The 12,274-nt window shown below is 66.7% G+C and carries 12 protein-coding genes and 1 tRNA gene; 8 read left to right on the top strand and 5 right to left on the bottom strand.

Annotated features, from left to right (window positions below; translation table 11 throughout):
- Positions 1 to 70: 70 nt before the first annotated feature.
- The 4 genes from rplU to ACP5M5_RS13495 all read right to left on the bottom strand — a co-directional run bounded on the left by rplU (position 71) and on the right by ACP5M5_RS13495 (position 3,562).
- On the bottom strand, positions 71 to 385 hold the full coding sequence (rplU, locus tag ACP5M5_RS13510) for a 50S ribosomal protein L21 (RefSeq protein WP_114912257.1): 315 nt from the start codon (positions 383 to 385) through the stop codon (positions 71 to 73).
- Positions 386 to 505: 120 nt separating this feature from the next.
- Complete coding sequence (locus ACP5M5_RS13505; protein ID WP_427938188.1) at positions 506 to 1,405, bottom strand: polysaccharide deacetylase family protein; 900 nt, start codon at positions 1,403 to 1,405, stop codon at positions 506 to 508.
- A 35-nt stretch (positions 1,406 to 1,440) separates the two neighbouring features.
- The gene (locus tag ACP5M5_RS13500; protein WP_427938186.1) at positions 1,441 to 2,376 is read right to left on the bottom strand and encodes an amidohydrolase family protein; all 936 of its coding nucleotides are present in this window, start codon (positions 2,374 to 2,376) and stop codon (positions 1,441 to 1,443) included.
- 70 nt (positions 2,377 to 2,446) lie between these two features.
- Positions 2,447 to 3,562, bottom strand: coding sequence for a 5-methyltetrahydropteroyltriglutamate--homocysteine S-methyltransferase (locus ACP5M5_RS13495; RefSeq protein ID WP_427938184.1), 1,116 nt, complete (start codon positions 3,560 to 3,562; stop codon positions 2,447 to 2,449).
- 100 nt (positions 3,563 to 3,662) lie between these two features.
- Between ACP5M5_RS13495 and ACP5M5_RS13490 the strand changes: the two genes are divergently transcribed.
- The 3 genes from ACP5M5_RS13490 to ACP5M5_RS13480 all read left to right on the top strand — a co-directional run bounded on the left by ACP5M5_RS13490 (position 3,663) and on the right by ACP5M5_RS13480 (position 7,013).
- Complete coding sequence (locus tag ACP5M5_RS13490; RefSeq protein WP_427938183.1) at positions 3,663 to 6,239, top strand: MMPL family transporter; 2,577 nt, start codon at positions 3,663 to 3,665, stop codon at positions 6,237 to 6,239.
- A 23-nt stretch (positions 6,240 to 6,262) separates the two neighbouring features.
- On the top strand, positions 6,263 to 6,607 hold the full coding sequence (locus ACP5M5_RS13485) for a hypothetical protein (protein ID WP_427938181.1): 345 nt from the start codon (positions 6,263 to 6,265) through the stop codon (positions 6,605 to 6,607).
- 145 nt (positions 6,608 to 6,752) lie between these two features.
- Entirely contained in the window at positions 6,753 to 7,013 is a 261-nt protein-coding gene (locus ACP5M5_RS13480) for a hypothetical protein (RefSeq protein ID WP_427938179.1), read from the top strand.
- 25 nt (positions 7,014 to 7,038) lie between these two features.
- Here ACP5M5_RS13480 and ACP5M5_RS13475 read toward each other — a convergent pair whose 3' ends face one another.
- Entirely contained in the window at positions 7,039 to 7,863 is an 825-nt protein-coding gene (locus tag ACP5M5_RS13475; protein WP_427938178.1) for a DUF4743 domain-containing protein, read from the bottom strand.
- A gap of 89 nt (positions 7,864 to 7,952) precedes the next feature.
- Between ACP5M5_RS13475 and ACP5M5_RS13470 the strand changes: the two genes are divergently transcribed.
- From ACP5M5_RS13470 to ACP5M5_RS13450, 5 genes are all read left to right on the top strand, one after another.
- The gene (locus ACP5M5_RS13470) at positions 7,953 to 9,755 is read left to right on the top strand and encodes an ABCB family ABC transporter ATP-binding protein/permease (RefSeq protein WP_427938176.1); all 1,803 of its coding nucleotides are present in this window, start codon (positions 7,953 to 7,955) and stop codon (positions 9,753 to 9,755) included.
- A gap of 30 nt (positions 9,756 to 9,785) precedes the next feature.
- Positions 9,786 to 10,088, top strand: coding sequence for a hypothetical protein (locus tag ACP5M5_RS13465; protein WP_427938174.1), 303 nt, complete (start codon positions 9,786 to 9,788; stop codon positions 10,086 to 10,088).
- A 45-nt stretch (positions 10,089 to 10,133) separates the two neighbouring features.
- A complete protein-coding gene (gene pip, locus ACP5M5_RS13460) occupies positions 10,134 to 11,090 on the top strand; it encodes a prolyl aminopeptidase (RefSeq protein ID WP_427938173.1) in 957 nt (318 codons plus the stop codon).
- Between the two features lie 21 nt (positions 11,091 to 11,111).
- On the top strand, positions 11,112 to 12,041 hold the full coding sequence (ltnD, locus tag ACP5M5_RS13455) for an L-threonate dehydrogenase (protein WP_427938171.1): 930 nt from the start codon (positions 11,112 to 11,114) through the stop codon (positions 12,039 to 12,041).
- Between the two features lie 99 nt (positions 12,042 to 12,140).
- Positions 12,141 to 12,233: transfer RNA gene (locus tag ACP5M5_RS13450), tRNA-Ser, on the top strand.
- The last annotated feature ends 41 nt before the right edge of the window (positions 12,234 to 12,274 follow it).

Here is a 12,274-nt window from a genome sequence, read left to right as displayed (position 1 = left end):
GGCCTTCGGTATCGCGCCCGTTGCGCGAGGAGCCGCCGGCTTTCTTGTGGGCCATGGTCCTTCTCCTCTCTCAGGCAGCGCTGATGTCTTGCACACGCAGCACGGTGAGGTGCTGGCGATGGCCGTTCTTGCGCCGGCTGTTCTGGCGGCGACGCTTCTTGAAGATGATCACCTTTTCTGCCCGCTCCTGCGCGATCACCCGCGCCGTCACCCGCGCGCCGGCGACGGTCGGGCTGCCGAGGGTCAGCGCCCCTTCGCCGCCGACGGCGAGGACATCGGTGAACGTGACCTCATCGCCCTCGGCGGCCGGGAGCTTCTCGACCTTGAGCACGGCATGGGGCGTCACGCGATACTGCTTGCCGCCGGTGCGGATGACTGCGAACATCTCAAATTTCCTCAAACGCTGAAGGCCGGTTCCGCCTTTCCCCGCCATGCGACCTGGCGATATCGGCGAAAGACAACACGCCCCCGGCGGCCGGCGGCGCCGGTCACCGAAGGAGGCGGGTTATAGCGGCGGGCCGGCCTCTGTCAATGGCTTCCGCGCGCCGGACTCCCACCAGTCGAGGATATCGCGGCCGTGCCAATGGAGAACGCCGGGATGGCGATTGATATGGGCGTACACCGCTTCGAGATAACGAATGCGATGCGGTTGGCCGGAGATATAGGGGTGGATCGCGATCGCCATGAATTTCGGACGCTCGGCGCCTTCGGCGTAGAGACGGTCGAAACTATCCTCACAGCGCTTCTGCCAGTAGGGGGATTCATGGTGCTGGACGATCATCGTCGGAATGTCGTTCAGTTCCACTGTATAGGGCAGCGTGACCAGCTTGCCGGCACGGGTCTCGATCTCGGTCGGCTCGTCGTCATAGACCCAGTCGCCGATATAGCGGATGCCGGCTTCGGCGAGGAGATCGGGCGTGTCTGCGGTTTCGGTCAGGCCCGGGCCGAGCCAGCCGACCGGGCGGGTGCCGGTGAAGGCTTCGATCGTATCGAGGCTTTTGCGGATCATCGCCGCCTGATCCTCGATTTTGTGGATCGGGATCTGATCCCAGGCATGGCCCATGAATTCCCAGCCGGCATCGCGTGCTTGCGCCGCGACGCGGGGATAATCCTCACAGACGCGGGCATTGATCGAGAGCGTCGGGCGGATGCCGAGCGCCTTGAAGAGACGAAAGAAACGCCAGACGCCGACCCGCATGCCGTATTCGTGCCAAGACCAGTTGGGGACATCGGGGAGGAGGACTTGCCCGGTCGGCGCCGGCAGGATCTGGCGCGCCATCGGCCGGCCGATGTCCCAGACCTCGAGATTGACGATGGTCCAGACGACGATTCGCGCATCGCCAGGGAGCCGGAGCGGCGGGCGGTCGACGATCGCCGAATAGGGGGCGCGCTCACGCGGGATCATGGAGGGCTCCTCTGTCTGCTGGCACAAGGCGGCGCTCAGGAAAAACCGTAAAGGATCTCCGGGTTTTTGACCAGGATTTGGGTCCGGGTCGCGGCGTCCGGCGCCCAGTCGGCGAGGAGATCGAACAGAACCGCGTCATCCGGTTTGATTTTTTCTGTGGGATGCGGCCAATCAGACCCCCAGACCAGGCGCTCCGGCGCCGCTTTGACATAGGCGCGGGCAAGCGGGGTGATATCGGCGTAGCGCGGCGTGCCGAGGCGGCTGTCCTGATAGGCACCGGAGAGCTTCACCCAGACATGGCCGCGATCGAGGAGTGCGCGCAGCGTCGCGAACGCCGGGCTGTTCACCCCCTCGGGCTCGGGGATGCGGGCGAAATGATCGAACACCACCGGGGTCGGCAGACGCCGGAAAATCTCGGCAGCCTCGACGATCTGCGGCCCTTTCATATGAATTTGCACATGCCAGCCGAATGCCGCGATTCGCCGCGACAAGGGTTCGACCATCTCGATCGTCGTCGCCCCGGCCTGCACGAGGTTGAAGCGGATGCCGCGCACCCCGGCTTCATTCATACGCCGAAGTTCGGCGAACGGGATATCGGGATGGACGACGGCGATGCCGCGCGCGGTGGCGCCGAAGGCGGCAAGGGCCGCCAGCATGCAGCGATTGTCGGTGCCGTAGGTCGAGGGTTGCACGACGACGTTGCGGCTGGTGCCGAGACGGCGTTGCAGCAGGCGGTAATCGGCGACCGTCGCATCGCCGGGGTGGAGGCTGGCGCCGGGATCGGCGGGGAAATGATGATCGTAGATATGATGATGACAATCGGCGGCGCCGGGCGGGGCGATGAGCGTTGGGCGCTCGCTGCCGGCCGACCACGGCACGGCGATTGCCTCACCCGCGCGCGCCGCGCCGGCCGCCGCCGTGCCGGCGAGCATCCCGAGCGCCGCACGCCGACCAAGCGGCTGCGAAATCATAGTGTTTTCTTCCCCGATCATAGGCCGCGTGGCGCCAAGGCGTTTACGTCATGCGAAAACCATCGCGGCTTCATAAGCTGCCCCAGACCTCCTCGGCCACCGCGACACAAAGCTCCAGCTTCGCCCATTGCTCCGCCCCGGTGAGGAGATTGCCCTCCTCGGTCGAGGCGAAGCCGCATTGCGGCGAGAGCGCAAGCTGTTCGAGCGGGAGATAGCGGGTGGCTTCCTCGATTCGCCGCTTGAGATCATCCTTGCTCTCCAAAGCGCCGCTCTTGCTGGTGACGAGGCCGAGGACGACGATCTTATTGCCCCTCGGGACGAAGCGGAGCGGCGCGAAGCCGCCGGCGCGTTCGCTGTCATATTCCATGAAGTAGGCATCGACATCGATGCGATTGAACAGCACCTCGGCGACCGGCTCATAGCCGCCGGAGGCGATCCAGGTCGAGCGGAAATTGCCGCGGCAGAGATGCATGCTGACCACCATCTCCCGTGGCCGGCCAGCGATCGCGCGGTTGATGAGATCGGCGTAGATTTCGAGCAGCCCCTCGACATGCTCGCCCCGGCGCTTCAACCCCTCGATCTGCTCGGGATCACAGAGATAGGCGATATTGACCTCGTCGAGCTGAAGATAGCGGCAGCCGGCGGCGGCGAAGGCGGTGACCGCGTCCTGATAGGCGGCGCCGAGATCGGCGAAGAAGCCATCGAGTTCGGGATAGACGGCGCGGTCGATCGCCTGCCGGCCGCCGCGAAAATGCAGCACGCTCGGGGAAGGAATGGTCTGTTTCGCGACGGCGCGCCCAACATGCTCGGCGGTGAAACGAAAATCCTCGATCATCACCGGCCGCCGCCACGTGATGCGATCGGTGACGCGCAGCGCATGCGGCAGGGTCGCACCCTTGAACGCCACTTTCTGCTCGGGCTCATAGATCTCGACGCCGTGGAGACCGGCGAGGAAATCGAAATGCCAGTAAGCGCGGCGAAATTCGCCGTCGGTTGCAGCGCGGAGGCCAATCGCCTCCTGCTTTGCGATTGCGGCGATGATTTCCTCATCCTCGATCGCCCGCAAGGCGCCGGCGCCGATCCGCCCGGCGGCATGCGCGGCACGCGCCGCGCGCAGCCGTGACGGGCGGAGCAGGCTTCCCACGTGATCGGCACGAAAAGGCGGGCGCGGCCCGGCAAGCGACATGGTGTTCCCTCCGGGATCTTTCTCGGGGGCGAACCTGCCGCGCTCTTGTCTCGGCGGCAAGAGGCATGAGAAAAACTCGCCGATCAAACGGATATTCCCCATGCTCGCACGTCTGCTGGTCGGTGCGGTCGATCTCGGCCGCCGCCATGCCTTGTTGATCACCGCCCTCGCCCTCGCGCTCGCGGCGCTTGCCGGCGGCTTTGCCGTGCGCCATCTCGGCGTCGATACCGATACCGACCATATGTTCGCGGAAAGCCTCCCCTGGCGGCAGAACGAAATCGCTTTCGCCCGCGCTTTCCCGACCCTCGCCGACCCGCTGGTGGTGGTGATCGATGCCGCGACCCCGGAGGAAGCGGACGCGACGGCGGCGGCGCTGGCGGCCGCACTCGCCGCCGATCCCGCCCATTTCCGGTCCGTGAAGCGCCCGGACGCGTCGCCCTATTTCGCGCGGGAAGGGCTGCTTTTTCTCGACACCGCGACGCTCGGCCCGCTGCTTGACCAGATCGTCGATGCCCAGCCCTTTCTCGGCCAGCTCGCGGCCGACCCCTCGGCGCGGGGGCTGTTTTCCGCCCTCGCCCTGATCGGCGTCGGCGTCGCGCAAGGCGAGGCCGATCTCGCCCCCTATCTGCCGGCGCTCGAGAGCTTCGACGCGACGCTGGCCGCCAGCGCCGACGGCCATCCGACGCCGCTTTCCTGGCAGCGCCTGATCGGCGGCGGCAAGCTCGCCGATCTCGCCGGTCGCTATCGCTTCGTGCTCGTCCAGCCGGTGCTCGATCACGCGGCGCTGGCGCCGGGCAAGGCGGCGAGTGACGCGATTCGCGCCGCCGCTGCCCGGCTCCCGTTCGTCGCCGCGGGCCGCGCCCATGTCCGGCTCACCGGCGAGGTCGCCCTCGATGACGAGGAATTTTCCTCGCTCGCCCAGGGTATGCTGATCGACACGATCGGGAGCCTCGCGTTGATCACGCTCTGGCTCATGCTCGCGGTGCGCGGCCCTCGCCTCATTCTGCCCATTCTCACGACCCTCGGGCTTGGACTCGCGCTCACCAGCGGATTCGCGGCGCTTGCGGTCGGCACGCTCAATCTCGTCTCGCTCGCCTTCGCCATTCTGTTCGTCGGCATCGCGGTCGATTTCGCGATCCAGTTCACGGTGCGCTTTCGCGAGGCGCATCATGACATTCCCGAGCCCGGCGCGGCTCTCGCGGCAACGGCGCGGATCGCCGGCGGGCCGATCCTGATCGCCGCCGCGGCGACCGCGGCAGGGTTTTACGCGTTCGTTCCAACCGCGTTCGCGGGTGTCGCCGAACTCGGCCTCATCGCCGGCAGCGGCATGATCATCGCGTTTTTCTGCACGATTTTGTTCCTGCCGGCGTTTCTGACGCTTGCGCGGCCGCGCGGCGAGCCGGCGCCGGTCGGGTTTTCCACCCTTGATGCGCTGGAGCGCCGGCTTGATCGCATCAAGGGGCCGGTTCTCACCGCATTTGCGGCGCTCGCGCTGCTTGGCCTCTTTCTCCTCCCCCATCTCCGCTTCGACTCCGACCCGCTGCACACCAAGAATCCGCACGGCGAGGCGATGCGCACCCTCCATGACCTGATGGACGATCCGCTGACCAACCCGACCAGCATCGACATCCTGGCGCCGGACGCCGACGCCGCGGACCAGCTCGCGGCCAAGCTCGACCATGTGCCGGAAGTCGCCGATGTTCTCACTCTCGACCGTTTCGTGCCCACCGATCAGCCGAAAAAACTCGCTTTGATCGAGGATGCCGCAAGCCTGCTCGCAACCACGCTTGCCCCGCGCGAGGCCGCGCCGGTGACCGCCGATCAAATCCGGCTTGCGATCGCAACGGCGCGGAGCGGCCTTGCGCCGGCGCTGGCGAAACTGCCGCCGGACCATCCGCTGGCGCGGATCAATGCCGATCTTGCCCGCCTCGCTGACGCACCGGACGACCGGATCCTCGCGATGAACGCGGCTTTGACACAATTTCTGCCCGAGGAGTTGGCGCGTCTTCGCGCGGCACTCGCGGCGAAACCGGTCACCCGCGCCGATCTGCCGCCCGAGATCATCGAGGATTGGCGCGCCCAAGATGGCCGGGTGCGGGTTGAGGCCCTGGCAACGCCAGCGGGGCATGACAGCGCCGGGCTCGCCGCGTTCGTTGCCGCGGTTCGCGCCCTCGCCCCCACCGCCGGCGGCATGGCGGTGATCATCGTCGAGACCAGCAAAACCATCGTCACCGCCTTCACGCACGCGATGATCGGAGCGCTGGTCGCGATTGCGGTGATTTTGCTCGCGGCGCTGCGCCGGCCGCGTGACGCGGCGCTGGTGCTGGCGCCGTTGCTGCTTTCAGCCCTGCTCACCGTGGTCGGCATCAGGCTCGCGGGGATCACCCTCAATTTCGCCAATATCATCGCGCTCCCCCTGCTGCTCGGGGTCGGGGTCTCGTTCAATATCTATTTCGTGATGAACTGGCGGGCGGGAGCGAGCCGTTTTCTCGGCACCGCCACGGCCCGCGCCATCCTGTTTTCGGCGGCCACCACCGGCACCGCATTCGGCTCGCTCGCGCTCTCCCACCATCCCGGCACCGCGAGCCTCGGCGCCTTGCTGCTCCTCAGCCTCACCGCGACCCTGATCGCGACCTTGGTGTTCGAGCCGCTGATGCTCGCGATAACCCGCCGTTAGGGAATTTTTGCCAAGATCGCGGCATGCGATGGATCATTGCCAGCGTGCCGCTCCCGTTACTGCTCCTGCTTTCGGGGGCGGCGGCGGCCGGCCAGCCGCCGCCGGCCGCGCCCGCCGATTGCCCGGCGAGCGCAAGCCCGGCCCCGCCGGGGAGCCCCGATCCCACCGCCCCGATGACGATCTTTCCCGCCCTTCCCGGCGGCGGTTTCGCCGCGGTCAATCTGGGGGCTGCGGCGCTCAACGGGGTCACCTGTACCCCGGCCTCGCCGCCGCTCCCGAAAGACGTGCTGCACGGCGATCCCGACGGCGATCTCCTCAACGATCCAGGCAATGCCGTGCTCGACGGCGGCAACTCATCCGGCGATTGAACCAAAGCCGGTCTCGGATTAGGCTCGCTTCAAGCCCAAGGCATGGGCATTCTCGAGCACGATGGCGCGAAAACCGGTTCACATGCCCTCCTCGTTCGATAACCGCAGGATCGCCGGCGTCCTCGTGGTCCTCGTGGCCGTACTCGTGGCATCTGTCCCAGGCGTTGCTCGCGCGCAGACCAACGCGCCGGCGCCACCGCAGCGCATCGGCAATATCTGGGATTCTCTGCCCCATCAGCCGACCGAAGGCAGCGTCACCGCCAAGGAGCGCGAAACCGGTATTGCCCCCGATGTCGCGCGCGAACACGACATCAACAAGGAATTGCAAAATCTCGACGAGCAATTGCTAAACGAGGAAAAAACCCATCCGCCCACCATCCCGCCGCCGCCGCCAGGGACGAATTAGGTTCTAACAAACTTATTTTAAACGATTATGCAGTCGCGAGGGCGGCACGCAGCCGGCGGCCATCGGGGCTTGCGGGGTCGATTAGCCCTTGGCGCAGGAAAAGATCGATCAGCACCAGATTGACGTTGAACTTGAACTCATCCCCGCTCATCACCGCGTCCAGCACCGCAGCAAGCGGCCAGAGCTCGAACCCCGCCGCCTCGCCGTCGGCGGCACGAGGCACGAAATCCTTCGGCAGATCGAGATCGAAGCAATGCAGCCGGTCGCGCCGCAGCCCCTCCGGGCGCTCCATCGCATAGGTGATGATCGCGACCGGCCGCGCCTTGGCCGCTAGCGCCGCCGGGATTGCCGCCTCCTCGGCGGCTTCCTTGATCACTGTCCGCCAGGGCGTGAAGCCGGCCGGGATGCCGCCGGCGACGAGATGGTCGCGCTTGCCGGGATCGAGTGGCCGATCCATCGCCCGCCGCGCCACCCACAAAAACACGGCATCGCCGCGCCGCACCAGGCCGTTGACATGCACCCCCTCGGCACGGAGGCCAAACGCCGGCAAGGCGCCGCGATCGACCGTCGTCAGCACGCGGCCGGTGGGCTCGGCGCGCACGTCGAACGCCTCGCCGCGCCAGGAAAAGAGGCCCTCGGCGGCGAGTTCGGCGGCGATCTCCGGCAAGCGCGCCGGCGCCGTGAGAGCGATTGCGTCGCCTTCGGCGCGCATGTCACGAAAGGCGAGCAGGCGCGCGGCGAGTGCCGGCGCAGCCCAGCCGACAGCCACGCCGCCGAGCCGAAATTCCCGCCGCCCACCCGGCAGACGCGCGTTCCGGCACGCCGTGATATGGCGCATGAGCCCGTCCATCGCCTTGCATGTAAAGCCTCCGCGCGGAAAAGCCAGAACCGGGGTTTGCAAGTGGGGCCAGCCATGCCACATGCTGAGCGACGTTTCCCATGGACAGCACCTCCCGCTCCTCGTTTGCGACGATCGGCTCCCTTCTCGGCTGGCTCTGGCCGCGCGGCGATTGGCGCGGGCAGGCGCGCATTCTGCTCGCCGTCGCCAGCCTGATCGCCGCCAAGATCGCGACCGTCCTGGTGCCGGTTTATTACAGTCGCGCCGTCGATCTTCTCGCCCCCAAGCATGGCGGGGCGATGGTGGTGCCGGTCGCGCTGATCGGCGCTTATGGCCTCGCCCGCATTGCCGCCTCCGGCTTTGGCGAATGGCGCGACGCTTTATTCGCGCGCACCCAACAACGCACCGTGCGCCGCGTCGCGCGCGAAACCTTCATCCATCTCCACCGCCTCTCGCTGGCTTTCCATCTCGAGCGCCAGACCGGCGGGCTTGCGCGCGCGATCGACCGCGGCACCCGCGGCATCGAGCAGGTGCTGCGCTTTGCCGTCTTCAATATCCTGCCGACGCTGCTCGAAGTGGTGATGGTGACCGCGATCTTGTGGCGGATGTTCAACTGGCGCTTCGCCGCCGTGACCTTCATCGCGATTTTCGCCTATATCGGCTTCACTTTTCTGTTCACCAACTGGCGGGTGCGCTTTCGCCGCGCCATGAATGCGATGGATAGCGACGCCCAGACCAAGGCCGTCGACAGCCTGCTCAACTACGAAACCGTTAAATATTTCAACAACGAGGCGCTTGAGGCAGCGCGCTATGACGCCTCTCTTGCCGCCTATGAGCGGGCGGCGATCAAATCGCAGGTGACGCTGAGCCTGCTCAATTTTGGGCAGGGGGCGATCATCGCGCTCGGCTTGGTCGCGGTCATGCTGATGGCGGCGAGCGACGTTGCCCATGCCGGGATGAGCGTCGGGCGCTTCGTGCTGGTCAACACCTATCTCATTCAGCTCTATCAGCCGCTCAATTTCCTCGGCTTCGTCTATCGCGAGATCAAGCAGGGCCTCGTCGATATGGAGCAGATGTTCCGCCTGCTCGCCGAGCACCAGACCATCACCGACCACGCCGATGCCCGGCCGCTCGCGCCGAGAGCGGCGCCGGCGGCGCTCGCCTTCGAGGGGGTGCGGTTCGGCTATGGCCCCGACCGGACAATCCTCGATGCGATCAGCTTCACCCTCAAGCCGGGAGCGACGCTTGCCATCGTCGGGCCGACGGGGTCGGGAAAATCGACCATCACCCGCCTGATCTTCCGCTTTTACGAGGCGAGCGCCGGGCGCATCCTGATCGACGGCGAGGATATCCGCGATCTCACGCAAGCGAGCCTCCGCGCCGCGATCGGCGTCGTGCCGCAGGACACGGTGCTGTTCAACGACACCATCGCCTACAACATCGCCTATGGCCGTCCCGGCGCGAGCGAGGCGGAAATCACGCGGGCGGCGCGTCTCGCGCAGATCCACGATTTCATTGCCCGTCTGCCGCAAGGCTATGCGACGCGGGTCGGCGAGCGCGGCCTCAAACTCTCGGGCGGCGAACGCCAGCGCATCGCCATCGCCCGCACCATTCTCAAGAACCCGCGCCTTCTCATCCTCGACGAGGCGACCAGCGCGCTCGACACCGCGACCGAACGCGAGATCAATGCAGCGCTCCGCCAATTGGTCGAAACCCGCACCACGCTGGTCATCGCCCATCGGCTCTCGACCGTGGTCGACGCCGATGAAATCATCGTGCTTGCCGGCGGCACCATCGCGGAACGCGGCACCCACGCGGCGTTACTTGAAAAATCAGGACTTTACGCCAAGCTGTGGGCAATTCAGGCCGATCAGCGTCACCCCGAGCCGCTCAGCGCCGCCTGAGTCTCCCCCGTATGCGATAAGGACATAACCATGGGCAGCACCTCTCCCACCGACGATCACGACGACGGCCAATCTGGCGCGCATGAAGATGAGCAGACCCTCAACGATCTCGGCCGCGCCGGCTCGGTCATCCAGCATGCCATCAAATATCTGATGGAGAAGAACGTCGATGACTTGGCGATCGCCTCCGCCCTGCTCGGCGGCGGGCTCGGGGTGCTCGCGAACGTGCTCGATCGCGACGCCATCGAGAAAATCCTCACCAATGCCATCGCCAGCGTCCGCGCTGGCGAGTTGCACACGCTTGGCGTTGCGGCGCAGACGCCAGAAAAATAAGGATGGTCTTACCGCCGCCGGTGAAGCGCTTTAGTATGGCACACTATGCCACGGGGTGATTTGTTTCCCGAAATCGGGCCATATGAAACCGGCTTCCTGCCGCTTTCCGGCGGGCATGTGATGTATTGGGAGCAGGTTGGCAATCCCGCCGGCCTGCCGGCCTTGTTTCTGCATGGCGGGCCGGGCGCGGGCGCGGGCGCGGTGCATCGGCGGTTTTTCGACCCCACCCAGTGGCGGGTGGTGATTTTCGACCAGCGCGGCGCCGGCCGCTCACGCCCGGGCGGCTGCCTCGCCGAGAACACCACCGCCCATCTCGTCGCCGATATCGAGACGCTGCGCCGCCATCTCGGCATCGAGCGCTGGCTGCTGTTCGGCGGCTCCTGGGGCTCGACGCTGGCCCTGGCCTATGCCGAGGCGCATCCCGCCCATGTCGCCGGCTGCGTGCTGCGCGGCGTTTTTCTTGGCCGCAAACACGAGGTCGCGTGGTTCCTCCATGGCCTCGCGCATTTTTTCCCCGATGCCCACGCCGCTTTCATCGGCCACCTGTCCGAGTCCGAGCGCGCCGACGTGCTCGGCGCCTATCTTCGCCGCCTGACCGATCCCGATCCCGCCATCCATATGCCGGCGGCGCGCGCCTGGTCGCTCTACGAGGGTTCGTGCAGTACGCTGTTGCCGAGCCCCGATACCGTCAGCGCCTTCGCTCAGGACCGGACAGCGCTCAACCTCGCGCGGATCGAAGCGCATTACTTCGCGCATGACCTGTTTCTGCCGCCGGGTGGCCTGCTCGCCGGCATCGGCCGCATCAGCCATATCCCGGCCGAGATCGTCCAAGGCCGCTATGACATGATCTGTCCGCCCGAAACCGCCTATACTCTCGCGAGCGCCTGGCGCGGCGCGCGGCTTACGGTGGTATCGGACGCCGGGCATTCGGCGTTGGAGCCCGGCATTCGCCGCGCCCTGATCGCCGCCGTCGACCGGCTGCGCCAGTACGGTTTCGGCTGAGGACACCACGGAGAAAAGTACATGAAATGCGGCGTGATCGGGCTCGGCTCGATGGGAATGGGAGCGGCACTCAACCTGGCTCAGAAGGGCCATGACGTCACCGGCTGCGACCTGCGGCCGGCGGCGCTCGCCGAACTCGCGGCCGGCGGCGGCAAAGCAGTTGCCCGTGCGGCAGACATGCCCGCCGATCTCGAGGCCGTTCTGGTGTTCGTGGTCAATGCGGCGCAGGCAGACGCGGTGCTGTTCGGCACCGAAGGGTGCGTTGCGCGTTTGGCGCCGGGCGCGGTCGTCATCTGTTCAACGACGCTCGCGCCGCAGATCGCCAAGGCTCTTGGCGCGCGGCTCGCCGAACGCGGCCTTCTGATGCTCGATGCGCCGGTCTCAGGCGGCGCCGTTGGCGCGCGCGCCGGCACGATGACGGTGATGGCCTCAGGCCCCGAGGCGGCCTTCGCCAAGGCCGAGCCGGTGCTCGCGGCGATCGCCGGAAAAGTCTGGCGGTTGGGAGCGGCGCACGGCGCCGGCAGCACGGTCAAGATGGTGAACCAGCTCCTCGCGGGCGTTCATATCGCCGTCGCCGCCGAGGCGCTGGCGCTCGGCATTCGCGCTGGCGCCGACCCACAAACGCTGTTTGACGTCATCTCGAGCTCGGCCGGCAGTTCCTGGATGTGGCAAAACCGGGTGCCGCATATTCTGCAAGGCGATGATACGCCGCTCTCGGCGGTGAACATCTTTGTCAAGGATCTCGGCATCGTGCTCGACGAGGCGCGCGGCCTCACCTTCCCGCTGCCGCTCGCCGCCGCGGCGCATCAGCTCTTCCTCGCCGCCGCCGCCAACGGCCAGGGCGCGAAGGATGACGCCTTCGTGATTCGCGTCTGGCAGGCGCTCACCGGAATAGCGCTCCCCGGCGAGGCGAAGCCGGCCGAAACATCGCGCGCTGACGTCCGCCTCTGACGAACTTCGATTCCCCGTTGCTTCTGAATTCTCAGCAAGGCGATTGACCTTGTCGAAGCGCTGACCTAGGAGTCGGTCTTGCGCGCGTTGCGCGTCCGCGGAGGGGTGGCCGAGCGGCTGAAGGCGGCGGTTTGCTAAACCGTTGTGCGGGGTAAACCCGTACCGGGGGTTCGAATCCCCCTCCCTCCGCCATGCAGTCTCTGGCGAACCGCCGGTAAGGGTTCCTCGATTGA

The sequence above is a fragment of the Acidibrevibacterium sp. genome (assembly GCF_049965395.1).
Taxonomy (GTDB): Bacteria; Pseudomonadota; Alphaproteobacteria; order Acetobacterales; family Acetobacteraceae; genus Acidibrevibacterium; species Acidibrevibacterium fodinaquatile.
The sequence above is the reverse complement of the archived record's forward strand: the minus strand, read 5'-3'. Positions and strand labels throughout refer to the sequence as shown.

Coding starts and splice junctions, on each gene's coding strand:
- ACP5M5_RS13465 (WP_427938174.1), top strand. CDS start 9,786: ATGGGCAGCACCTCTCCCACCGACGATCACGACGACGGCCAATCTGGC.
- ACP5M5_RS13505 (WP_427938188.1), bottom strand. CDS start 1,405: ATGATCCCGCGTGAGCGCGCCCCCTATTCGGCGATCGTCGACCGCCCG.
- rplU (WP_114912257.1), bottom strand. CDS start 385: ATGTTCGCAGTCATCCGCACCGGCGGCAAGCAGTATCGCGTGACGCCC.
- pip (WP_427938173.1), top strand. CDS start 10,134: ATGCCACGGGGTGATTTGTTTCCCGAAATCGGGCCATATGAAACCGGC.
- ACP5M5_RS13485 (WP_427938181.1), top strand. CDS start 6,263: ATGCGATGGATCATTGCCAGCGTGCCGCTCCCGTTACTGCTCCTGCTT.
- ltnD (WP_427938171.1), top strand. CDS start 11,112: ATGAAATGCGGCGTGATCGGGCTCGGCTCGATGGGAATGGGAGCGGCA.
- ACP5M5_RS13475 (WP_427938178.1), bottom strand. CDS start 7,863: ATGGACGGGCTCATGCGCCATATCACGGCGTGCCGGAACGCGCGTCTG.
- ACP5M5_RS13500 (WP_427938186.1), bottom strand. CDS start 2,376: ATGATTTCGCAGCCGCTTGGTCGGCGTGCGGCGCTCGGGATGCTCGCC.
- ACP5M5_RS13470 (WP_427938176.1), top strand. CDS start 7,953: ATGGACAGCACCTCCCGCTCCTCGTTTGCGACGATCGGCTCCCTTCTC.
- ACP5M5_RS13495 (WP_427938184.1), bottom strand. CDS start 3,562: ATGTCGCTTGCCGGGCCGCGCCCGCCTTTTCGTGCCGATCACGTGGGA.
- ACP5M5_RS13490 (WP_427938183.1), top strand. CDS start 3,663: ATGCTCGCACGTCTGCTGGTCGGTGCGGTCGATCTCGGCCGCCGCCAT.